Source organism: Acinetobacter sp. MYb10, from assembly GCF_002980175.2.
GTDB classification, from domain to species: Bacteria; Pseudomonadota; Gammaproteobacteria; order Pseudomonadales; family Moraxellaceae; genus Acinetobacter; species Acinetobacter guillouiae.
In genome coordinates, this window is sequence record NZ_CP058272.1 from 3,879,615 (window position 1) to 3,903,057 (window position 23,443).

At 39.6% G+C, this 23,443-nt stretch carries 20 protein-coding genes and 2 pseudogenes; 16 read left to right on the top strand and 6 right to left on the bottom strand.

Features of this window, described 5'->3' with window-relative positions:
• The first annotated feature begins 57 nt into the window (after nt 1–57).
• The 12 genes and pseudogenes from CQZ96_RS18190 (at nt 58) to CQZ96_RS18245 (ending at nt 10,254) form a co-directional block, all read left to right on the top strand.
• A complete protein-coding gene (locus CQZ96_RS18190; protein ID WP_171287906.1) occupies nt 58–546 on the top strand; it encodes a GlcG/HbpS family heme-binding protein in 489 nt (162 codons plus the stop codon).
• A 10-nt stretch (nt 547–556) separates the two neighbouring features.
• Nucleotides 557–958 (top strand): hydroxyisourate hydrolase, encoded by a 402-nt coding sequence (gene uraH / locus CQZ96_RS18195; RefSeq protein ID WP_105713417.1) that lies wholly within the window; start codon nt 557–559, stop codon nt 956–958.
• A gap of 159 nt (nt 959–1,117) precedes the next feature.
• Nucleotides 1,118–1,372 carry a TIGR03643 family protein gene (locus CQZ96_RS18200; protein WP_105713669.1) on the top strand — a complete coding sequence of 85 codons (255 nt, stop codon included), beginning with the start codon at nt 1,118–1,120 and terminating at the stop codon, nt 1,370–1,372.
• An 84-nt stretch (nt 1,373–1,456) separates the two neighbouring features.
• Nucleotides 1,457–1,915 (top strand): annotated as a pseudogene (nudC, locus tag CQZ96_RS18205) (NAD(+) diphosphatase); the annotation flags it as partial.
• 167 nt (nt 1,916–2,082) lie between these two features.
• Nucleotides 2,083–2,631: a lipocalin family protein gene (locus CQZ96_RS18210; protein ID WP_105713418.1), complete on the top strand. Its 549-nt coding sequence runs from the start codon at nt 2,083–2,085 to the stop codon at nt 2,629–2,631.
• A 134-nt stretch (nt 2,632–2,765) separates the two neighbouring features.
• Nucleotides 2,766–3,752, top strand: coding sequence for an acyl-CoA desaturase (locus CQZ96_RS18215; protein WP_105713419.1), 987 nt, complete (start codon nt 2,766–2,768; stop codon nt 3,750–3,752).
• Complete coding sequence (locus CQZ96_RS18220) at nt 3,749–5,032, top strand: NAD(P)/FAD-dependent oxidoreductase (RefSeq protein WP_105713420.1); 1,284 nt, start codon at nt 3,749–3,751, stop codon at nt 5,030–5,032. The genes CQZ96_RS18215 and CQZ96_RS18220 overlap by 4 nt, the downstream gene beginning before the upstream one ends.
• A 9-nt stretch (nt 5,033–5,041) precedes the next feature.
• A complete protein-coding gene (locus tag CQZ96_RS18225) occupies nt 5,042–5,836 on the top strand; it encodes a DUF1365 domain-containing protein (RefSeq protein ID WP_105713421.1) in 795 nt (264 codons plus the stop codon).
• Nucleotides 5,833–7,029 carry an SAM-dependent methyltransferase gene (locus CQZ96_RS18230; protein ID WP_105713422.1) on the top strand — a complete coding sequence of 399 codons (1,197 nt, stop codon included), beginning with the start codon at nt 5,833–5,835 and terminating at the stop codon, nt 7,027–7,029. The genes CQZ96_RS18225 and CQZ96_RS18230 overlap by 4 nt, the downstream gene beginning before the upstream one ends.
• A gap of 25 nt (nt 7,030–7,054) precedes the next feature.
• Nucleotides 7,055–7,834, top strand: coding sequence for a DUF1295 domain-containing protein (locus CQZ96_RS18235; RefSeq protein ID WP_105713423.1), 780 nt, complete (start codon nt 7,055–7,057; stop codon nt 7,832–7,834).
• 8 nt (nt 7,835–7,842) lie between these two features.
• Complete coding sequence (locus CQZ96_RS18240; RefSeq protein ID WP_105713424.1) at nt 7,843–8,892, top strand: SAM-dependent methyltransferase; 1,050 nt, start codon at nt 7,843–7,845, stop codon at nt 8,890–8,892.
• Nucleotides 8,893–8,931: 39 nt separating this feature from the next.
• Nucleotides 8,932–10,254, top strand: coding sequence for a sensor histidine kinase (locus tag CQZ96_RS18245; protein ID WP_105713425.1), 1,323 nt, complete (start codon nt 8,932–8,934; stop codon nt 10,252–10,254).
• Here the strand turns inward: CQZ96_RS18245 and CQZ96_RS18250 are convergent.
• The 4 genes from CQZ96_RS18250 to CQZ96_RS18265 form a co-directional block, all read right to left on the bottom strand.
• Entirely contained in the window at nt 10,251–10,943 is a 693-nt protein-coding gene (locus CQZ96_RS18250; protein WP_105713426.1) for a response regulator transcription factor, read from the bottom strand. The genes CQZ96_RS18245 and CQZ96_RS18250 overlap by 4 nt on opposite strands.
• Before the next feature lie 11 nt (nt 10,944–10,954).
• Nucleotides 10,955–11,455 (bottom strand): chalcone isomerase family protein, encoded by a 501-nt coding sequence (locus CQZ96_RS18255; RefSeq protein WP_105713427.1) that lies wholly within the window; start codon nt 11,453–11,455, stop codon nt 10,955–10,957.
• Nucleotides 11,431–12,006, bottom strand: coding sequence for a DUF2358 domain-containing protein (locus tag CQZ96_RS18260; RefSeq protein WP_105713428.1), 576 nt, complete (start codon nt 12,004–12,006; stop codon nt 11,431–11,433). Before CQZ96_RS18260 ends, CQZ96_RS18255 begins: the two co-directional genes overlap by 25 nt.
• A 100-nt stretch (nt 12,007–12,106) precedes the next feature.
• On the bottom strand, nt 12,107–13,003 hold the full coding sequence (locus tag CQZ96_RS18265; RefSeq protein WP_105713429.1) for a LysR family transcriptional regulator: 897 nt from the start codon (nt 13,001–13,003) through the stop codon (nt 12,107–12,109).
• A gap of 102 nt (nt 13,004–13,105) precedes the next feature.
• Between CQZ96_RS18265 and trpB the strand changes: the two genes are divergently transcribed.
• Together trpB and trpA are read left to right on the top strand one after the other, a co-directional pair.
• Nucleotides 13,106–14,317 (top strand): tryptophan synthase subunit beta, encoded by a 1,212-nt coding sequence (trpB, locus tag CQZ96_RS18270; RefSeq protein WP_105713430.1) that lies wholly within the window; start codon nt 13,106–13,108, stop codon nt 14,315–14,317.
• Entirely contained in the window at nt 14,314–15,099 is a 786-nt protein-coding gene (gene trpA, locus CQZ96_RS18275) for a tryptophan synthase subunit alpha (RefSeq protein WP_105713431.1), read from the top strand. The genes trpB and trpA overlap by 4 nt, the downstream gene beginning before the upstream one ends.
• Before the next feature lie 119 nt (nt 15,100–15,218).
• Here trpA and ribA read toward each other — a convergent pair whose 3' ends face one another.
• Both ribA and CQZ96_RS18285 read right to left on the bottom strand, forming a co-directional pair.
• Nucleotides 15,219–15,821 carry a GTP cyclohydrolase II gene (ribA, locus tag CQZ96_RS18280; RefSeq protein ID WP_105713432.1) on the bottom strand — a complete coding sequence of 201 codons (603 nt, stop codon included), beginning with the start codon at nt 15,819–15,821 and terminating at the stop codon, nt 15,219–15,221.
• A 597-nt stretch (nt 15,822–16,418) separates the two neighbouring features.
• Nucleotides 16,419–16,628, bottom strand: a pseudogene (locus CQZ96_RS18285) (site-specific integrase); the annotation flags it as partial.
• A gap of 535 nt (nt 16,629–17,163) precedes the next feature.
• On the opposite strand from CQZ96_RS18285, the gene CQZ96_RS18290 reads away from it, so the two are divergent.
• Nucleotides 17,164–21,297, top strand: a complete 4,134-nt coding sequence (locus CQZ96_RS18290) for an RHS repeat-associated core domain-containing protein (protein WP_105713433.1) — start codon at nt 17,164–17,166, stop codon at nt 21,295–21,297.
• 1,158 nt (nt 21,298–22,455) lie between these two features.
• Complete coding sequence (locus CQZ96_RS18295; RefSeq protein WP_105713436.1) at nt 22,456–23,439, top strand: amidohydrolase family protein; 984 nt, start codon at nt 22,456–22,458, stop codon at nt 23,437–23,439.
• Nucleotides 23,440–23,443 lie beyond the last annotated feature (4 nt).

A 23,443-nucleotide genomic window follows, 5' to 3' on the forward strand; every position in this document is an offset into this window, starting at 1 on the left:
TCATTCAAATCATTCAAGTTGTATAAGATTTTTAAAACTTAATTCAGGGCAATCATGATGAACAAACTCAAAGGGCTTATTGCAACAGTAATGCTGATGAGTATCAGTACTTTTGCACAATCCATTCAATTGAATCAAGTTTATTCACTTGATTCCCAATCAGCACGAACTCTTCTTGATGCTGCAGTGGTCGCGTGTCAAAAAATACAGCACAACATTGCTGTGGTTGTAGTGGATAGGGGAGGAAATACCTTGATGGCAAACAGGCATGAAACTGTCGGACCGCATAATTTGGGCGCAGCCGAAAAGAAAGCCTATACCGCTTTATCCACCAAAATGGAGACCTTGTTGTTAAGCCAAAATGTCCATGAAAACAAGGATGCAAAAAATTTAACCACTTTATCAAATTTACTGTTGTTAGGCGGAGGCATACCTGTGCGTTATGAAAATCAGGTGGTCGGTGCCATTGGTGTTGCTGGAGCAGGTGGAGCAAAAAATGACCATTACTGCGCTGAAACAGCTGTTCAGTCTATTTTCAATCCTTAAGGAATTCATTATGTTTAAAAAATTATTGCCACTCTCAACGTTATTATTGACATCAATGACTTTTGCACAAACTAACCCCTTAAGTGTGCATGTATTGAATTTGGAAAGTGGCCTGCCTTCCGCTCAAGTCATGGTGATACTTGAAAAAAGTACCGGCGAAAAATGGGTAAAATTAAATCAGCAATATACTGGTCCCAATGGCCGTATCACTGCGTTGTTTCCTGAAAATCAGAAGTTTGAAGCCGGTATTTATAAAGTTACCTTTAAAACCGAGGACTGGTTTAAAAAAAATAAGCAAAATACTTTTTTCCCTGAAGTTCCAGTCATTTTTAAAGTAGATGGAAGCGTCAACCATTATCATATTCCTCTACTGTTGAGTCCTTATGGATATTCGACTTATAGAGGTAATTAATACTCAAAAGGGCTGGTAAAACTGGCCCATTTATTTGTTTTTAGGCCTTAAAACTAGAGAAAAATCACAAAAAATTCATGATTGTATTGTTATGCTTTTAGTTAGATTAAAGTTGACAAAGCTTATTGACGCTTAATGATTATTAAAAACGAGAATGATATGAATCAATTTTCTGAAGAAGACTTATCCAGAATTATCGAAATGGCTTGGGAAGATCGAACCCCATTTGAAGCCATCCAGACTGAGTTTTGCCTGAATGAAGCTGCGGTGATCCGGTTGATGCGGCAAAATATGAAACCGAGTAGCTTTAAAATGTGGCGTGAACGCGTGACTGGACGAAAAACCAAGCATCTGCAACTGCGTTCGCCCGAGGTGATACGGGCCTATTGTTTACGGCAATACAAGCATTTTTAAGCGTTTGATTTTGGCCGCCGTCTGGACTGATGTTTACATCGTTCAGAACAGTAACGTACTTCCTCCCAGCAGCACGCCAGCTAATATGCCATGATCTATCCATCCTGTGGTTATAACTAGTATCCTCGGGTGAATCCCTATGTGATTAACTTCATTACCCGGGGTACAGATGAAATTCTGATGGCAAAAAATGCTAGCAACAAAACCCAGAGATACAGCTTGATTACAGACTTTGTTTAAGTCGGAGAAACCTTGGAAGAGGTAGTACGCGGTGAGATGCTGGAAGAAAAGGGGCGGCAGATCAAAGATATTCAATATCTGGCCAGTCAGTCGTGGCCGTTTCCCAGCAATCTGATGATGACTTTCAAGGCAGAATATCATGCGGGTGAAATTCATATTCAGGAAAATGAACTAAGCGATGCGCAATTTTTCAAATTTGATCAGTTACCAGAGATTCCGTTCAAGGGCAGTATCTCCTATGCCATGATTCAGCATGTGATGTTTAGAATACCTGTTGTAGATGACAGCAAAAAGTGGCTTTGAAACAGTAATCATGTTTGGGTTTCTCAAAAAACTGCAATAACGCCCGGATTCTGAATATTCAGATGACATTTCCTGATGTGGAGAAACTGAATAGCATCATTTGGTCTTCACGCTTTGTTCACACCTGCATGGGTTATCTTAAGACTGTGATAAAACTAGGCGAAAAAATGAAAATGCTATTTAAGTCTGTTTTTGCAGCGACCGCACTGACCATCATCAGCTTAAGTACAACGACTCGAGCAGAAACTGTTGCACCTCAGCCAGTCGATCAGGTGGATATCCAGCGGTATGCAGGAAAGTGGTATGAAATTGCGCATTTACCGATGTATTTTCAACGTAAGTGTGTCTCGAATATCACGGCGCAATACAGCGTCAATGCTGATCAAACCATGCGTGTCTTGAATAGTTGCAGGATTGCCAATCATGAGATGATCAGCTCTGAAGGGGAGGCCTATCCGCAAAATGCGGGCAACAGCAAATTAAAGGTCAGTTTTTTGCCACAAGGTTTAAGATGGATACCATTTAGCAAAGGTCATTATTGGATATTACGAGTAGACCCAGAATATAAAGTGGCATTGGTAGGTGGCCCAAGTATTAAATACCTGTGGATTTTGTCACGTGAACCGCAGCTGGATGAAGCCACTTATCAATCCTATCTGCAAACTGCAAAACATTATGGTTATGACGTGACAAAACTGATCAAATTGCCGCATTAATCTGTTACCCTTTTGCCGAACTGCATTTCTCTCTATGGTTCGGCTTTTTTTATTGACTTCACATAAAATTCATACCTGACTGATTACACTCATCAAATAGAATAAAGACAATCGCTTGAAAGTAGGATGAGTCCATGTTGAAAATTCTGATGCGATGGATAGACAGCTGGTCTACACCCACAGCACCCGAAACACTGACGGCTGAAAACAGCAAGATTCAGTGGCTGAGGATCTTGCCTTTTACTCTGTTGCATTTGGCATGTCTTGCCGTGTTCTGGGTGGGAGTGTCGTGGTTTGCGATTGGCTTTATGCTGCTGTTCTACCTGATCCGCATGTTTTCCATTACCGCTTTTTTTCATCGCTATTTGTCACACAAAACTTTTCAGACTTCGCGCACGGTACAGTTCCTGTTTGTGCTGATTGGCACCATGAGTGCACAGCGTGGCCCACTGTGGTGGGCGGCACATCACCGCTATCACCATCGCTATACCGATACCTTGCAAGACCCACATTCCTCGACGCATGGTTTTTGGTACAGCCACATCGGCTGGTTTTTAAACGAATATAACTTTGCTACGCGTAAAGAAGTCATTAATGACTGGCTAAAATATCCAGAACTGATCTGGCTGGACCGTTTCAGCTTAATTGTAGTGTTACTGACCGCGGGCGGAATTTATGCATTTGGGGAATGGCTGACCATTATCTGGCCGCAACTCGGTACGTCTGGCCTGCAATTGCTGGTCTGGGGCTTTGTCATCTCTACCGTATTATTGACCCATGCCACCTTGTGTATCAATTCATTGGCGCATCATTATGGCAGCCGGGATTTTGACACTGAAGATCACAGCCGCAACAACTTATTCCTGTCCATCATTACCTTGGGCGAAGGCTGGCATAACAACCATCATTATTATGCTGGCAGTACCCGGCAGGGCTTTTACTGGTGGCAGATTGATGTGACCTATTACCTGCTGAAACTCATGTCTTGGCTCGGGCTGGTCTGGGGGCTCAAGCCAATTCCCGCACGGGTCTATGAAGCAAGTAAAATTAGACAGGCTCGAAAACAGAAAAAACTCACCACGACGGGCGCTCACACGATTCAATCGAAGGAATCACCATGAAAATCGCAATTATTGGTTCAGGTATTTCCGGTTTGTATGCGGCTTGGAAATTAAGTAAAGTGCATGAAGTTACCGTCTTTGAAAAGAATAACTACTTTGGCGGTCATACTGACACCCATCAGTTGAATATAGAGGGCGAACAGGTCGCAGTAGACAGTGGCTTTATTGTGTTTAATGAACATAACTATCCACTGTTCTGCAGAATGTTGAAAGAACTCGGGATTCAATCGCAAAGCAGTGACATGGGTTTTTCGGTGAATAATCAGGTCACTGGCTTGCAGTACAATCCTTCAAAAAAATTCTCGCTGTTGTTCCGACCGCAAAACTTTTTTAACGCCGATTTTCGCGTGATGTTGTCGGATTTATTCCGTTTTTATGCTGCGAATGTAGATTTGGATGTCGAACAGGTTGATGCAAAGCTAACTATTGATGAGTATCTGAATCAGCATGGCTACTCGAAAGCTTTCCGTCAGGAACATCTCTATCCGATGTGCGGGGCGCTGTGGTCCTGTCCAGTGGAGCAAGCTGGACAGATTCCGTATAAATTTGTGGTGAGCTTTTTTCAGCATCATCGTATGTTGCAGCTGAAAGAACGCCCGTCGTGGCTTACCGTCAAAGGTGGATCAGCTCGTTACGTCAATGCCATTAAGGCCCAATCGAATATGACTTTCCGCAAAATGGGTGTTCTCCATGTATCCCGTAATGCCAATGATGTACTGATTGAAACGGTACAGGGCAGTGAACGTTTTGACTGGGTAATCTTTACCAGCCATGCCGATGACAGCCTGAAACTGCTGAAAGACCCGTCAGTAGCGGAACTAGACGTACTGGGTAAGTTCCGCTATCAGGATAACCGCATGGTGGTGCATTCCGATACCCGCATCATGCCTAAATCCCGTCGCCAGTGGGCCAGCTGGCATGTGCATGTGACCCCGAGTCAGGCATCCGAACAGAACACGTTCCAGCACAGTGGCATTCATTATGGTTTCAGTTACTGGATGAACCAGCTGCAAAACCTGAAATGCAAAACTCAGATCTTTGCCACCCTGAATCCTAATTTTGCCATTGATCCGAAAAAAGTCTGGGTAGAACGGCATTACCGTCATCCGGTGTTTGATGCCTCCGCGATTGAAGCGCAACAACGTTGGAACGAAGTCAATACTCAGAACCGCACCTCATACTGTGGTGCCTACTGGGGCTGGGGCTTTCACGAAGATGGGGCGCGTAGTGCTTCATGGGTTGTAAATCAGTTGCTGCAACAGACTGAGCAGGTAGCCTAGGAGCACATGATGCAGATGTATCCATTGGCGATCGCCGCTGCTGAAATTCGACATCGCCGTTATTTGCCCAAAGCCCACGCTTTTGAAAGCAAGCTAAGCTATTTATGGTTTGATCCGGATCAGCTTGCGAGCTTTAACCGAAAATCCTGGCTGTGGTCTTCTAGCCGCTGGAATCTACTGACCCTGGATGAGCATGACTTTCTGACCATGGAATGTGGTTCGATCCGGCAAAAAATTGTACGCCTGCTGATCAAACGGGAAAACTATCTATTGCCGCATGCCGCTTCCATCCGGGTGCTCGCTTTACCACGCACACTCGGCTTTCGCTTTAATTCTGTAGTGTTTTATCTGGTCTTTGATGCCACCGATCAATTGCTCTTTGTCCTCAGCGAAATCACCAACACACCGTGGAATGAACGTCAGGTTTATATCCACGACTGCCGGAAAAATGCAGCTGAACATGCGCCCTACCAGAGTCACCAATTTGATTTTAAAAAGGCTTTTCATGTATCGCCGTTCATGCCGATGGCACTGGATTACCGCTGGCGCTTCAGCTTCTCCGATCAGCAGAACGTGATTCATATGCAGTTGTTTCAGCAGGGCGTGCTGCAATTCGATGCCACCCTGAAATTTTCCCTGCAGGCCATCACTGTTCCTTCACAGCAGCATCGTTATGCTGTGCTGAAAGTTCTTGAACCCTTCAGGATGGTCAGCGGAATTTATCTGCATGCCTTTCGTTTATGGAAAAAGAAAATTCCATTTTATCGACATCCTAAAAAAGAAAAAGGAAACACATTGCGATGAAGACACTATTCATGGGACAGCAAAGCACACTGCCGGTGGTATTACGGCATTTGCTGAAATTACGGCATGGTCAGCTGATTTTTAAAGGCGTCTGGAACGGAGACGTCGGGGAAAGCAGTGATCTGCAGGCAGTGATTGAGGTGCATGATTCCCGTCTGATGGAACTGTTGTTCCGCAATGGTGTGCTCGGTGCAGCAGATGGTTTTATCCGCGGTTACTGGAGTAGTGAAGATCTAGTGGATGTGATCCGCATTCTGGCACGCAACCGAGATGTATTGGACCGGATGAACCAGAATGCAGTGACCAAGGCCAGCCAGTTGCTCTTAAAGGCCTGGTACCAATCGCGCAAGAATTCGATTGATGGCAGCCGCAAAAATATTGCCGAGCATTATGACCTGAGCAATGACTTTTTCAAGCTCTTGCTGGATAGCACCATGATGTATTCCAGTGCGGTGTTTAAAGAGCCCAGTATGAGTTTGGAACAGGCTTCGGATTATAAAAAAGAGCTGATCTGCCAGAAACTCAAGCTGAAACCGATGGATCATTTAGTCGAAATTGGCAGTGGCTGGGGCGGTTTTGCCATTTATGCCGCACAGCAGTATGGCTGTAAAGTCACCACCATAACCATTTCTAAGGCACAGTATGATGAAGCCGTGGCTCGGGTCGCTGCAGTTGGACTGTCACATCGCGTCACTGTCCAGCTGAAAGATTACCGTTTATTGGAAGGCAAATACGATAAGCTGGTGTCGATTGAAATGATCGAGGCCGTGGGTGAACAGTATTTGCCGACCTATTTCCGTAAATGTCATGAGCTCCTCAAGCCGAATGGTCTGGCCCTGATTCAGGCTATCACCATTGAAGATGCACGCTATTCGAAAGCCCTGAATACAGTGGACTATATCAAGCGCTATATTTTTCCGGGCAGTTTTATTCCCTGTATTAGTGTAATAACCCATGCTGCTTCTGAGCAAAAATTGCGTCTCAAGCATTTGGAAGATATCGGTCAGAGCTATGCTCAAACCCTGAACTGCTGGCGTCAGCGTTTCTTGGAACAGCGTGATCAGGTTCTGCAGCTCGGCTTTGATGAGCGCTTTATCCGCATGTGGGATTTTTATCTGTGTTATTGCGAAGGTGGCTTCCGTGAAGGCGTGATCAGTGATGTACATCTGGTGTTCGAAGCCAGTGCTTACTAAGCCGAAATAAAACAGGAGGGCTGACATGCTGCTGAATTTACTGGTACTGAATGTCTATATCATGTTCTGTAGCTGGCTGCTGGTGACCTATAACCAGCGTGCCGGACTGGTCGATGTGGCGTGGAGCTTTTGTATTGGACTCAACGTCATTATCGCGGCCTGGGTGATGGAAACTGCACCGCTGTTAGTTCGGGTATTTCTGGGCGTGTTTAGTGGCATCTGGTTTTTACGCTTGACATGGCATCTACTACGACGTTATGCCAGTGAAACTGCAGAAGATACCCGTTATGCCAATATGCGCCGGGCCATGGGCGATTATCAGCATCTCGGTTTTCTGGCCTTTTTTATGTTTCAGGCTGGGCTGGTGGTGCTGTTTTCCTATCCGATGCTAGAGCTGCTGAGCATTCCTGTCCAGCAGTGGAATGACTGGACACAGCTCACAGTGCTTTTGGCAGCCATAATCATGCTGCTGGCCCTGATGGGGGAAGGCACGGCTGATCAGCAACTTTACCGTTTCAAGCTTGATCCGCAAAACCAGGGCATAACCCTGGATCGGGGACTATGGAAATATTCACGTCATCCAAACTATTTTTTTGAATGGCTACACTGGTTTGCTTATCCAATCCTTGGTCTGGCGGCAGGTGTTTATGAATTATGGTTGTATCCACTGTTGATGTGGCTGTTTTTGTACTACATCACCGGAATTCCCTTTAGTGAACAACAGGCGCTGGCACATCGCGGCGATAACTATAAAGACTATCAACGACGAACTTCAATGTTTATTCCGTGGCCACCCAAAGAGTAGGTAATTAAATGGACTTTATGATTCAACAATCTTTAAAACTAGTCGAAAGTGGCAAACTGCCCGATACTGTGATTCGGGCCGGCATTCGCAGCTTAAGCAAAAAACGTCTGGCGCAGGAAGGGCGCTTTGACCCGGCACTGGCTGCCCAGCGCTATATGGATGTGCTGCATATGCTGAAAAACAGCAAGATTGCCATCGAGACTGACAAAGCCAATGAGCAGCACTATGAACTGCCCACCGCATTTTTTCAGGCGGTGCTGGGCAAGCGTCTGAAATACAGCGCCAGTCTGTTTGAATATACACATACTACGCTGGATCAGGCGGAAGAAGCGGCACTTGCCAGCTATTGCCAGCGTGCACAGCTACAGGATGGACAGGATATTCTGGAAATAGGCTGTGGATGGGGCTCTTTAAGCTTGTACATGGCCGAGCATTATCCCAATGCCCGCATTACCGTGGTGTCAAACTCCTCAACCCAGCGTCAGTATATTCAGGAACAGGCCCATCTGAGAAAACTGGAAAACCTGACGGTGATGACCTGCGACATCAATGTACTGCAACTGGAAGCCGCTTATTTCGACCGTGTGGTTTCGGTAGAAATGTTTGAACATGTACGTAATTATCAGAAACTATTTGAAAATATTAGCACTTGGCTGAAAGCGGATGGCTTGCTGTGGTGTCATATTTTCTGTCACCGTTTTCTGCATTATCCGTTTGAAGTAAAAAATGAATTTGACTGGATGTCAAAATATTTCTTTAGTGGGGGGCTTATGCCTGCCGCCTCAACCTTTCTGCATTTCCAGCAGCATTTGCAGCTGAAAATGCACTGGCAATGGGCCGGCACCCAATATGAACGTACTGCAAATGCATGGCTAGAGAATATGGACCAGAAGCACGCCGAGCTGCAGCCCCTGTTTGAACAGACCTATGGCGCAGATGCGGCAATCTGGTGGCAGCGCTGGCGGATTTTCTTTATAGCCTGTGCAGAGCTGTTCGGTTATGACCATGGCCGTGAGTGGGTGATCGGTCACTTTCTGTTTAAGAAAAAAGCCATATAATTGAATGATAAATCGGATGGGACAGCGAGGAATATAGCAATGTTAAGGCTGTTTAGGGACAAACGCGATCATCCTTTGGGTGAAGTGTTTAACCGCTACTACTGGCTGCAAATCGGATTCATTGCCTTGTCTGTGGTGATTGGGATTGCCTGTAGTACCTGGGTGATCAAGGGTTCCTTGCTCAGAACTGCGCTGGAACAGGAAATGTCACACTACTGGCAGCGGATGGAACGTAATCAGGCAGCTGAACTGCCCGACACCAAAAACTTGTATGGTTATCGCTGGAGCGATGTGCCACCAGTCCAATTTCGCCACATGCAGCTTGAGCAAGGGGTGAACCGGCATTTTGTAGATGGCAAAGAGCGCATGACCGTTTATGGTGAAAAAGACGGACAGCATGTGCTGCTTGTGTTTGGTGAAAGTAACGTTAATAAGCTTGTCTGGCTGTTTGGTCTAGCACCGCTAATGGTCAGCCTGTTTGTGCTGTATAGCGTGCTGTGGTGGTGGAATCGTCGTGCCCGGCGCTATTTTTCCCCGATTACCCGACTGGCCAATGCTCTGGAGCATATTGATTGGGAACACCAGAAAAATCAGGCTTCGCCGTTTCAGGACATCCGTACTGATTCCAATCTGGAAGCGGAATATCTCAAGCAGGCGCTCGAAAAATATCATCAGGTACTCAGTGAGTTTATTCAGCATGAACGCGAATTTACTGGTGATGTCAGCCATGAGCTGCGTACTCCTTTGACCATTTTAAAGGGCAATGTGCAGCTCTGTCAGGCACGCTATGGTGACAATAAGTCCTTTACCCGCTTGCACAATACCATTGAAGATATGCAACTGCTGGTCGATACATTGCTGGCCATCGCCCGCAATACCACCAACACATTAACTGCTGAACCGACCATGCTTTCAGAATGTCTAGACAATCTGGTGCAGGATCTGGAAAGCGTTAGCCATAACAAAGGTATAAAGATTGACCTGCAAAAGGACCTCAATGAACAGCCGCGTAAACTTTATCCGTCGATGACCAAAATGGTATTTGGTAATATTCTGCGCAATGCGCTGAACTATTCACAGGGCACAGAAATTGATGTGATTCTGCAAAAAAATAAAGTGCTAATTGCTGACAACGGAATAGGTATTCCTTTACCGAATAACGCCAAAGTCCAGGAGCTTTCCGGACACCAGCTGCAACTGGAAATCAAAGGACATGGCATTGGCCTGCAACTGGTACAGAAGCTATGCAAGCAACTGGGCTGGCGTGTGGAGCTGTTTGACAGGCAATATTATCTTGGTACCCATCAAAATGTTGATCTGACAATGACCACTGGGTTGATTGTCGTGGTGTACCTAAATTAAGCTTCATCTTCGAAAGCAATTTTTAAACCGATACCGGATATGGTGTGAATCAACTTTTGTTCAAAGGGTTTATCGACCATTTTGCGTAAATTATAGATATGACTACGCAGAGCATCACTTTCTGGCTCTTCGTCACCCCAAAGCTCCATCATAATTTCTTGTTTAGTTAGTACTTTAGGGGAATGACGCATAAGTAGCTTCAAAAGTTTAAACTGAATCGGAGGCAATTCAATGTTCTGCCCAGCTCGAGTTAGTTGTTGTGTTGCGGGGTGCAGAATTAGGTCATGAATTTTTAGATGACTGTTAGATACTTCACCCAAGGAGCGTTTGATCAAGGCCTTGACCCGGACCACCAGCTCGTTAAAGTCAAAGGGCTTGACCAAATAATCATCTGTCCCAGAACTAAAGCCTTTGAGTTTATCATCCAACGTATCCCGAGCGGTGAGCATCAATACAGGTAAGTCCAAACCCTCTTCATTACGTAACCACTCGCACAATTCATACCCAGAACCATCAGGCAAAATAATGTCTAGTAGCAAGATATGATAACGTTGCTGTTTGAGTAATTGTCTAGCAGCATTCAGATTGCGGGCATGATCGACCACAAAGCCATGTTCTTCTAGAAACTCGCATAGGGTAGAGGCCAGTTCATAATGGTCTTCAACCATCAGGATAAAATGTTTCGACATAGCGGTAGATACTAATTTAATAATTGCTGTTTTAATTTAGCACTAAATGGCTGGGGACCCAGCCAAATATTGAAATATTGTTGTGCCAGAGGATGTTTAAGCTGCCCTAAACCTTGCTGGTTCAATGATAAGCTCAGAGTCTGTGTAGCATGGTTGTATTTTAAACGGTACAGGTCTCCTGATTTTACTGGACGATATAATTCGGTAATAGGGTTAAAGATAACTTGGGTGTTAGGGTCTTTGACGTTACGCTTGAGCAAATGCGTGGCCGCACGCTTAAACGCCCATTCCGGAATATTCTGTATATAGGAAAACTCCATCTGTATATTTTGTTTTTCCCAGGACTGGCTACAGTTTTGGGCAAAATAACTGGCCATACCGACCTGTTTTTGCCCCACCATTAGCGGACCATTGCCGCATTGATTCATACTTTGTGCCTGCGCACATAGATTGAAGTTACATCCTATCAGTAACGTGGTGCTGAGCACTAATTTTTGAAAGGCAGTAGCCATGAATAGACCCCTCCAAGATAAGGCAGGGAGCGGTAAAGCCCATTCGCAGGGTCCCAGAAATCCTGCTGGAAAATAATCTTATTGTTCGAATCGATTTTGATTTCACTGATACCATAAGAGTCCATACTACGAGTCGTGCCGAACATTTTAAAGTCATAGGCCATATGCCAGTGAACATAGGCAGAGTCCTGATGATAAGAGGTGTTTAACAGCTTAACGCTAACATTACTGACTCTCTTATTCATACCTTGAAAATGCTCCAGCAGATTTTGGCGGGATGAAAATTGCGATAACGTATCGTTAATAAACAGTTGGTCGGAATAGAGCGATCCTGCTCTTTCCACAAATTCTGGTGTGCCCAAGGTGTTAAAGGCTGAGGTAAAGCGGAGGCCGATATTTTGGGCTTTAGCCTGATCCAGTGCTATCCCTTGAATACTATTTCTAGATTGGGCATAATCAGCTGAATAACTAGGAATACTTTTACATCCTGCTAACAACAAAAGCGGTAAGGATAAGGCTGTAGCAATTACTCTTTTTACAAGTCTCATCATCAGTTTCCGTATTAAGTTTATGTTAATACTTTAGGCTGCACACCGTGAACAGAATGTGAAATAGACGTTATAGATGAACAATTAAATAAGGTATTGAAAATTAAAGATTAATTTTTTTGACTTTTTCTTCAGCCATTAACCAATCAATAATATTCATGACATCACGATTTTCATTATTTTTTCTGACCATGGCATAAAAATTATAGTCACAATAGATAAAACCAAAAGGGGCAAAGACTCTTTCATTTAACATTTCTTTTTTTACTAGAATTTCAGGCACTATGGCAATTCCTAACCCAGATACAGCAGCTTCTATCATTAAATTAAGACTATCGAAATAACGATCATTCGGTTTTTGGGAAAAGCTCATTTGAAACTGAGTAAACCATGTATGCCATGCACTTTTATTTGAGTAGGTATGAAGTAATGGATAATTTAGAAGATCATTTTTTGTATGAAGAGGATTTATTTCACGATTACAAATAGGCCCCATGTTATCCGGAAATAAAAGATATTTATTCAAAAAGTTAGGAGTTATATGGTTTTTATTTATGCTATTGATAAATATGTCAACTTTCTCTTTTTCTAACAATTTTAAGTCATTACATGTCATTAATTTGATATGGATATTGGGATAAATTATTTCGATTTTTTCTAATCGGGGAATTAGCCAATTTGCCATAAAACTATGAGAAGCTCCTATTATAACTTCTACCTCTGACGTTTTATTAGTTAACTCAAAGACGCATTCTTCTAAACGATTAAAAAGCTGCGTACAAACTAGCGATAATTCTTCGGCGTCCGCCGTGAGAGAGATGGTAGAGGAGTGTCGAATAAACAATTTTTTATCAAACCATTCTTCTAACTGCTTTATTTGGTGGCTAATTGCACTATGGGTTACACACAATTCTTCCGCAGCTAAGCTGAAACTTTTATTTCTAGCGACTGCCTCGAATGCTCTTAAAGCATTAAGGGGAGGTAACGTTCTGCGTTTCATGTTGTAAAATTTTCTAACACCATAAGCTTAAAATATATCAATTATCAGAAAAATGAAAATATCTTAAGATCAAACAAGTTTTGATTCTAAAAGAGATATGAGATGACAACCCCTTATACAGGTAACGGTCCTGATGACTTGGGATTTTTTGGTAAATTTGGTGGATGTTACATGCCAGAGAACTTAATGCCGGCACTTCAAGAATTAGAGCAAGCCTTTAATAATGTTCGGGGAAAACCTGAATTTTGGGCTGAATATCAACATATTTTAACTGACTTCGTTGGTCGCCCTAGTCCTCTTTTTTATGCAAAAAACCTAACAGCTTATGCAGGAGGTGCTCGAATATATCTCAAGCGGGAAGATTTGAACCATACAGGTGCACATAAGATCAATAATTGTGTTGGGCAAATCTTATTAGCCAAAATTATGGGCAAAACTAGAATCATTGCAGAAACTGGTGCTAGACAACATGGTGTTGCAACAGCAACTGTTTGCGCGCTGTTTAAGATGAAATGTACCATTTTTATAGGAGAAACAGATATTCAGCGCCAACAAATGAATGTTGAACGCATGAAGTTACTCGGAGCTGAAGTCAAAAGTGTTCAAAAAGGTCGTGGTACTTTAAAAGATGCGATGAATGAAGCACTACGTGACTGGATTAGTCATGTTGATACAACCTATTATCTGTTGGGTACTTGTGCTGGTCCCCATCCATATCCCGCCATGGTCAGAGAATTTCAAAAAATTATTGGCCTAGAAGCCAGAAACCAAATACTACTCAAAGAAAATAAACTGCCAGATGCCTTGGTTGCTTGTGTTGGTGGTGGATCAAATGCATTAGGGTTGATGCATCCTTTTCTAGAAGACTTGAATGTCAAAATGTTTGGCGTTGAGGCTGGTGGAAAAGGAACAAATAGCGGTGAACATGCCGCCTCTATTTGCAAAGGTCAAGTCGGTGTGTTGCATGGCAATTTAACTTATTTATTACAAGATTTAGATGGGCAAATTTTAGAGGGACACTCTATATCAGCTGGCTTAGATTATTCTGGCGTTGGCCCTGAACATGGCATTCTGTTTGAAACAGGACGTGTAACATACACAGCTATAACCGATCAAGAAGCTGTAAATGCATTTCAGCTTTTAAGCCAACATGAGGGCATTATTCCTGCTCTTGAGAGTTCCCATGCGATTGCGCAAGCGATTCAACTTGCTCAAGAAATGCAGCCAGAACAGATCATTATTGTAAATTTAAGCGGCAGAGGTGACAAAGACTTAAACACAGTCCAAAAATATCTTGCAGGAGCTACAGCATGAATCGTCTAGATCAAAAATTAGAGCAATTGAAACTGGAAAATCGGAGCGGTCTGGTCTGTTATTTTACTGCTGGAGATCCTAATTTTACAGAAAGTTGTCGTCTGTTGAGCCAATTAGGACAAGCTGGGGCTGACATTATTGAAGTTGGCATTCCTTTTTCAGATCCAGTGGCAGATGGAGAGATCATTCAGGCAGCACATCTTAGAGCTTTAAGTTCAGGACAAACCGTAAAACAGACCATTGAATTGGTCAAAGAAATTAGGCTACAAGATGAAAAAACACCAATAATTTTGATGACTTATTTAAATCCGATTATGCAATATGGTTTCGAGAGACTTATCGCTGAAACAGAAAATCTTATAGATGGAATATTGATTTTAGATGCCCCATATGGATATCGAGAAGAATTTGAAGTGCAATTAAATGAAAATAATATGCATTTAATAGCAATAACAGCGCCGACTACCCCAGTTGAAAGGTTAGCGCAAATCTCAGCGCGCACGACAGGGTTTTTATATCATGTTGCAGAAAATGGCTTAACAGGAGGAGACTTAAATTTGACTAATCTTGAGAAAAAGATTGCTGAAATCCAATCTATTTTTGATATTCCAGTTGCAATTGGCTTTGGGATCAAAAATGAAAGTCATGTTAAAGCATTAGCCAATAAAGTAGGTCTTATTGTTATCGGTTCAGCACTCGTTGATACTTTTTTTAATAAGGGGGTGAATGCGACTTTAGAGAAGATCACAGTTTTTTCACAAATACTTAGAGAAAATCAATAATATCCTGTTTTTAATTAGTATCTATAAGTTAATTTATCAAGAACCATACGTGATAAAGCCGTCTCCCGTAAGGGAGATGGAATTTTATATGTGGATTTTTTACTGAAAGTGATGGCTTGTTAAAAATCACTATTATTATACAGGTGTGACATACGTTTTTGCTTTGTCTCTAGATAAGCTTTGTTAAAGATATTTAAGCCAACTTTTAAAGGAATACGTTCAACAACATTAATTCCTAAATCAGTCAAAGATTTAATTTTAAGCGGATTATTTGTAATGAGTTTTACATTCTTTATTTTTAAATAATCTAACATAATGGTACACATGTCATATTTACGAGCGTCTGCTGGTAAATTTAATAATAAATTGGCATCAAGAGTATCATGTCCTTGGTCTTGAAGTGCATAGGCCCGAATTTTATTGGTTAATCCTATGCCACGGCCTTCTTGGCGTAGGTATAAGATCACACCTTGACCTGCATCATTAATCATTTTCATGGTTGAATGTAATTGGGGCCCACAGTCACATTTGAGTGAAGAAAAAGCATCACCTGTTAAGCATTCTGAATGAATTCTGACGAGTACAGGTTGATTCGAAATAGTATCCATGCCTTTGGTAAGAGTGATATGTTCTTCACCAGTACTCTGGTCTTGAAACGCTATAATTTCAAAATCACCAAACGCAGTAGGTAACTTTGATTTGGAAACAAATTCTATAGCCACTGGACTATCCACCTATATCTTGATAATAGATAAAATACGCTTAATTAAACTTTTAGTTAGATAATATTCATCTAATAGTGAATTTTGTGTGAAACAAGCAACTGTATTGCATAAAAAAAAGCTTTTGCATGAGGTATCTTTATTGCAAACCTTATTGTAGAAGCCTTATTCAGTAATATAATTCTCACATGAATAAGTCTGCACCTAAAATCTAATGCACAACGAAGTGATCTTCTTATAATTGGACCTTAATCAATCGGTGAAATATTTCGATTTGGTTTGATCATGCTTCTACATGGACCTGATCCATCCATAGGATATTCAAAAAGGGTAAAGGGTCAAGATTGGGTAAATTTGATTTATTTAATAATAAAATTCTAATAAAACAGAGTCTTATTGATCTAGTTCAACTGACGCCATCTCCACCAAATTTGTAAATCATGATCTGTCACTTAGTTATACGATGTATCATGAAACTTAATAAAGCCTTGAAATTTAACAGTTTCAGGGCTTTTTTAATGCCACATTTTTGCCACACTTCCAACTTTTTGAGCCACATTCTTTTAAATATGAAAAAGTCACTTTATTAAGTGCCACTGTTGTATTTAGCTTTGATATTTCTATCCTATTCTGTTCTCCATGAATCCATTTCACATATCTCTTAATTAGCATTTGCAAACTATGGCCAAGTTGATTTGCAACAAATATTGAGTTTACACCATCCATAAGTAACATCGTTGCATATGTATGCCTTGAATTATATATAGACTTATGACAAATCATACAGTTTTTCATTGCTTCAACCAAACTTTAAATATCAAGAAATAGGTTGAAATCAAAGGGCTCTGCAGAGTGATAATCTATTCACTTCTAGACCCCAAATAAAAGTATTACGATGCCAATTTTCCTCAGTAGATTAATCTGAGTAGCAATCGGCTTGGTTGTACATGAAGTAAATACATAGATTCGTTAGAAGATTAGTGTACGTTTAATCACTAAAAGTTGAAGTTTAATAAATTTTTTTCATTAGGTTTTTGCAATGAAGAATGCTTGTGGAGGGGGGGAATTTAAGACTTTGTTGCGGTAAAAGGTTTAATTACCTGTCTGTTGAATTAAAGATGAATCCGTTGTAGTCATCAAGAAAAATAAGAAAGGGGAGTAATTAATACAGGTGATTCTTGGTTTGAGTCTACTTAGGAAACTATGTAATTCAAGTGAAGATATGCAATTTTTTTTAGCAAGTCTATTTCAAAGATGATTTTAAGAATTAATTTCAATTGATAATGATTTTTATTTACATGTATAATTATGTAACTTATTACTTTATTAATACATAATACTTATGAAGATAAACTTCAAAAATTTTGGTGTCGTTTTAATTGCTTATGTTGGACTTGCTCTCCCTTTGCAATCTTATGCCGTTAGTCATGCAGAGTGTGAAGAGGCTGATAGAAAGTGTTGGGGTGAATGGGATATGTCAACAGGTACTTCAAGCGGAAATACAGATTGTACTGATTGGCTTAGAATAAAAAATACTTGTATGGTATTACTAAAACCTGTCACCTCATTACCAACAATAGTTGTACAAGCGAGAAAATCACAAGTAAGTGTCGTTACTCAAGGCAGCTTTTATGTTCCAATGCAATACCCTTCTGCTGGAGTTTCTGGTTTATCATCAAGGCAGGGAGTTAAGCCTAATGGTGGATCTGATACACAGGATTGTTCAACTGAAAACCCAGTTATTATTTCAAGCGGTAAAAAAGTACAACAAGAATTAGATTTTTTAGATAATGGTGATATGCCATTAACTTTTACTCGTTATTATGACTCTAGTATGTCGCGTAATGCAGATTTTACCCCATGGGGTGGAAAGTGGCTGCATAGTTTTGATTATAAATTCATTCCTGCTGATATTCCTTATGTTAGCTTACCTGATGGCACCAATAGAAATATAGATTATTTTTCAAGTGCGCGAATAGATACAAAAAAACAATTGTGGACTGTAAGATGGTCTAATGGCGAAGTTGAAGTCTATCATTATAAAGGAGACAAGGGACATTCTGGTTCATTAATCAGTAAAATGAATACGCAGGGCATAGGTTGGACACTTACATATTCTGGTGAAAAAGTTACTAAGATCACCCACACGAATGGCAAAACAATTCAGCTCATTTGGTCTGGTAATCAAATTACTAAAGTGATTGATCCAGCAGGTAGTGAATACTTTTATAGCTATGATAATAAAAACCGGTTAACAGGCGTAACCTATCCAGCAGGATTAGGTACAAAAACTTACCACTATGCAGAAAATGGTGCTGGAGAACAGATTATTAGTGGTATTTCAATAAACGGAAAACGTTATAATACTTATTATTTCAATGGCGATAAGGCAATTCAAAGTGGTCGTGCTGATGGTACAGAAAATGATAAATTAGAATATGGCAATGACTATACTTTAGTGACAAACCCTCTGGGTGCAATGTTTAAGTATATTTATAAGGATAATAAAAAAGACAAGTTAATTAAAATTGAGCGAAGTGGTATTAATAATTGTCCCAATAGTAATATGCAAACGACTTATAATGCCAAAAACCAAGTTTCTTCGGAAACAGATTGGAATGGAGTAACAATAGAGTACGAACGTGATAATTATGGTCGTATTATTCAGGAAACCACTGGTATTAAAGGTGGTGATCGTAGTCAGGCACGAATCACAAAATATGATTGGGCAAATAATCCTAATCGTCTGATAAAAACAACAATGTATGGAAATAGCATAGATAAACCAATCAGTGAAATTACTTATGATTACTATACTGCCACTGATATTGCTAAAAGTCGGATTAAAAGTATTAAACAATGTAGTAAAACAGGAACTACAATTTGCTCAATCACAAGCTATACATATACATTCCATAATAATGGCATGCTTAAAAGTATGTCAGAAAATATGAATGGTGGCATTACAGCATACCAATGGGATGAAGTAGGTAATTTATCTAGCACTATTAATCCATTAGGTCAAACAACACAATTCAGTGGCTATAATCAATTAGGTTTAGTTGGCAAAGTGAAAGATCCTAACGGATTTGTTATTGATTACGAATATGATGCACTTGGCCGAATAACGATTAAAAAAGAAATGCTCGCAAGTGCTCAGACTCGTACGACAATTTATAAATACGGGCCCTTTGGCTTAATTCAAACTGAGGTTAATGGAATCCGAGAAACGATTAACTATAATGATAATGGAACTATTGCTAGTATTTCACACGGAATTGGCAATCAAATTATTAGTCAGCAGAACTATACTTACTCTAATCTTGGAGTATTGCTGAAAGTTGAATATCGAGAGTCAAATAGTGTGCGATATTCTAAAAGTAACAACCATAATCAACTCGGATGGGTAACAGCAGATCTAGGCAATAATGGGCAAAACTTACGTTATGAATATGATGGTTCAGGAAACGTTACTAAAGAGACAGATTCTCAAGGTAATGTAACAACGTATAATTATGATTCATCAGGAAATGTTGTTGAAACAAGACACTCTAATGGTGCGCTAGATAAATATGAGTATGATTCTTTTGGAAATCTTATAAATGTTAAAGATAGTAGTGGGAACAGTACGTACTATACTTACAATGGTTTTGATCAAAAACTTTCTGAAAATAGTTCTGCTACAGGATTAACAACTTATCAATATGATATTAATGGTAATTTAATATCTATTATTAGGGCTAATGATACAAAAACTATCTATAGTTATGATGCATTAAATAGAAGAACAAAGGCACAGACAGGTAATCAAATTCAACTATGGACTTATGATAATTGTACAAATGGCTTAGGGCGTTTATGTGCTACTTCAGACGGTGTGATCAGTAAAGGATACGGCTATACAAAAGCTGGAAAACTATCTGTACAAATTACTGATGTTGAAGGTACAAAATATCCATATTATTGGTTATATGACTCTCAAGAACGCTTGATTGGAGAAGGTCATAATCTGGATAATTACATAACTTTGTATGAGTATGATGCTCTTAATCGTATAAGTGCTGTTAAGTTTAAAATAGGTGAGAATATTCAGCCTGTAGTTAATAATATTACCTACGAGCCTTATGGTGGGATTAAAAATTGGACTTATGGGAATGGATTAAATCGTCAAGTTAGTTATGATCAGGATTATCGTTTAACAGGTATTTCTACAGGAAATTATCAGAATTTAAGTCACAACTACAATACCAATAATTGGATCACCCAGATTAATAATGGTTTAGATTATAGCAAATCTACAAGCTATGCTTATGATGTCCTCGGGCAATTGACTCAGGCAAATTCAAATGCATTCTCCGAAAATTGGAACTTGGATTCCAATGCTAACCGCTTAAGTCGAGCAAGCAGTTCAACGGGTTTAACAAATTATTCGATTGGTATAGGAAATCGCTTAGTAAATACTACGAACTCAGAACAGCAAAACTTCATTTATGACAAGCTAGGAAATTTAACTCAAAAATCTGGTCATGGTGGCACTTTTGATTATGCTTATGATGGATTTAATCGTTTGAAAACAGTTTCTTCTGCTAAAGGTATAACTACCTATGACTATGATGTTTTCAATTTACGTAGTCGAAAAATAAATAATGGTAACCGAACTGATTATATCTATGCACCAAACGGTAACTTACTGGGTGAAACTTATCAGGTTGGTGGTCTTGGAAGCATATATATTTGGGTCAATGGTGAGCCTGTAGGTTTAGTGAGAAATGGTCAGGTTCACTATATTCATAATGATCATTTAGGACGTCCAGAACTTATTACTAATTCAGGTCAGACTATTATTTGGAAAGCACAGAATACAAGTTATGGCCGTGCAATTGTTCAAGAAGATATAGGTAAGTTCAACATAGGTTTTCCAGGGCAGTATTTTGATGATGAAAGTGGGCTTTGGTACAATTGGAATCGTTATTATGATGCTAGTCTCGGCCGTTATACTCAAAGTGATCCGATCGGGTTAGCTGGTGGTTTGAATACCTATTCTTATACTGGAAATAATCCAATTACTAATGTTGATTTATTAGGATTAGCATATTTTGAATATAGACCATTAGCAGGAATGGAAAAAATAGGTGTTATAACTAGTAAGTTGGATGAATCTCTAAATACTGTGATTGGTCATGAACAGTTATTTTTTGAAGATGGTAAGTATCCCCAAAATATGGGATATATGGCAAGTTCTAAATTAGAGATAGATAATCCAAATTTGAAAAAATATTATGGGAATAATACTAAACGGAAAAAATATAATGATTGTGTAATGCGAAAAGCAGCTGGGTTGGCACCTACAGGCAACTACAGTTTATTGGGAATAGGTCGTGAGAAAAATAATTGTCAAGATTGGGCAGATAGAGTAAAAGCTCAATATAATCAATTAATAAAAAATCCAGTTATTAGAAAGGAGTGTGGGATATGATTTTTAGTTTGATTTTAGCATTCCTAGTAATATTATTCTTAGGTGTTATCTTATTTTTTTTGAGAAGGAAATATAAAAATGTTTGGCTTTATAGATTGATATTAATAATAATTTTTGTTATTTTTTTTGGTTTTTTATATATTTTTTTATCATATGTTTATTATGGAAATAAAGTGACTGAAGGTACTATTCCAATTAATATAGAGGATATAAAGAATCCCAAATAGGCTATCAACTGAGTGAAAATAATTTGTTGCATAAATACAATTAGGCAGAGTTTACTTGTTCTATAAATTTATGCAACAGCTAATGTATTGGATGTAGCGGATTGAGTAAGTTGTCAATGAATATTTAACGTTTATAGGTTTAGTTATTTTTATTTCTCTATTGTCTACGTTAAAAGTAAGATGAAGCTTAAATAATTGTCTAACTGTATGCTATGTTTTTATAGGACATTGATACTCTAGAATTTTCCGATTATCGGAGTGATTTGGCTTAAATATTATAATTGTGAATGTAAATTTACATATAAGTAGTAAGAGTGAATTATTTAGGCAAAATTTCTTTGTTAAATTCCGAGAAAAGACGGGATTTCACATCATCATTTTATCTACCACAGCGGTGAAATTTATTGTAAATATTCAACATGCAAATCATGTTATTCACTAAACTCGTAGTTGGAATACGGGTAAAGAAGACCAAGCAACTGACTGTATTGGTCAAGAGGAAAAAGTTTTTTTATTATCCTACACTAAGGGCTGATGAGTTCGTGACATTCGAAGTAAAATTGAGCAGCTTTTTATTAAGTAAGAGAGAACTTGTAGATGATATACTGAAGCTAAATTCTGATGTTAGTAAGGAATTGATGCAGAACCTACATTTTTACTTATGAAAGATTATGTAGTTGGACTTAGCTAGGCACATTTAGATATGCTCACTCCTTATTTTAAATTTTTATAAATTTCAAAGTGCTGAATAGTCATTTAAAACAGACACCACCTCTGAGCAAGATTGTCATTTCAAATGAAAAAGCTTTTTAAGTCGATCAAAATAGTTTAACTTTCATAAAATGAAAGTTAAGTTTCCATAATTAATGTTCTCGTATTCTTTTAACCCACCTAAGCTACCTCTATACCTTTATAAGTTATGGAGTCGTAAATGAAAGGGAAGATTGCTTTAGAAGAACATTTTGCAATTCAAGAGACACTAGGTGATTCAGAACGATTCTTTGTACCAGATGTTTGGAGAACTAAGCGGAGTCAATTACTAGATATCACAGGGGAACGTTTACGCCGTATGGATGAAACGGGTATTGAATACTCAATCATTTCTTTAAATGCACCAGCGATTCAAGCGATTGCAGATCCCAAAAGAGCTGTTGAAGTTGCAAAAATTGCAAATGACACCTTAGCTGAATTAATCGCTAAACATCCCGATCGCTTTGGGGCCTTTGCTGCCTTACCATTACAAGACCCAGAAGCAGCGACAAAAGAACTCAATCGCTGCATAACAGAACTTGGTTTTGCGGGTGCTCTAGTAAATGGTTTCTCAAATTTAAATAATGATGAAACAGCAAAATATTATGATGCTGAGGAATATTTAGATTTTTGGGCTGAGGTTGCTAAACTCGATGTACCATTTTATTTACACCCACGTAATCCACTTTTAAGTCAGCAATTGGGTATCAAAGATCATCCTTGGTTAATGGGGCCTGCATGGTCATTCTCAGTTGAAACAGGTGTACATGCACTACGTTTAATCGGTTCAGGTTTATTTGATAAGTATCCAAATATTAATATTATTTTAGGACATCTAGGTGAGCTAATTCAAAATAATATTTGGCGTACATCGCATTGGGCTTCAGCGAATGGTCGTAATCCACTCGGTGTAAAAGCAAAAAAGCCATTTATTGATTATTTTCGTAAGAATTTTTATTTAACAACAAGTGGTAACTTCCGCACAATTACCATGAAAAATGCAATTGATGAAATTGGATCGGATCGCGTTTTATTCTCAAGTGATTATCCATTTGAAGACATGGAAGAAGCGACGCATTGGTTTGATCATGCCGAAATTGGTGAGAATGATCGAGAAAAAATAGGCCGTCATAATGCACACAAATTATTCAAGTTAAGCATTTAAAGTA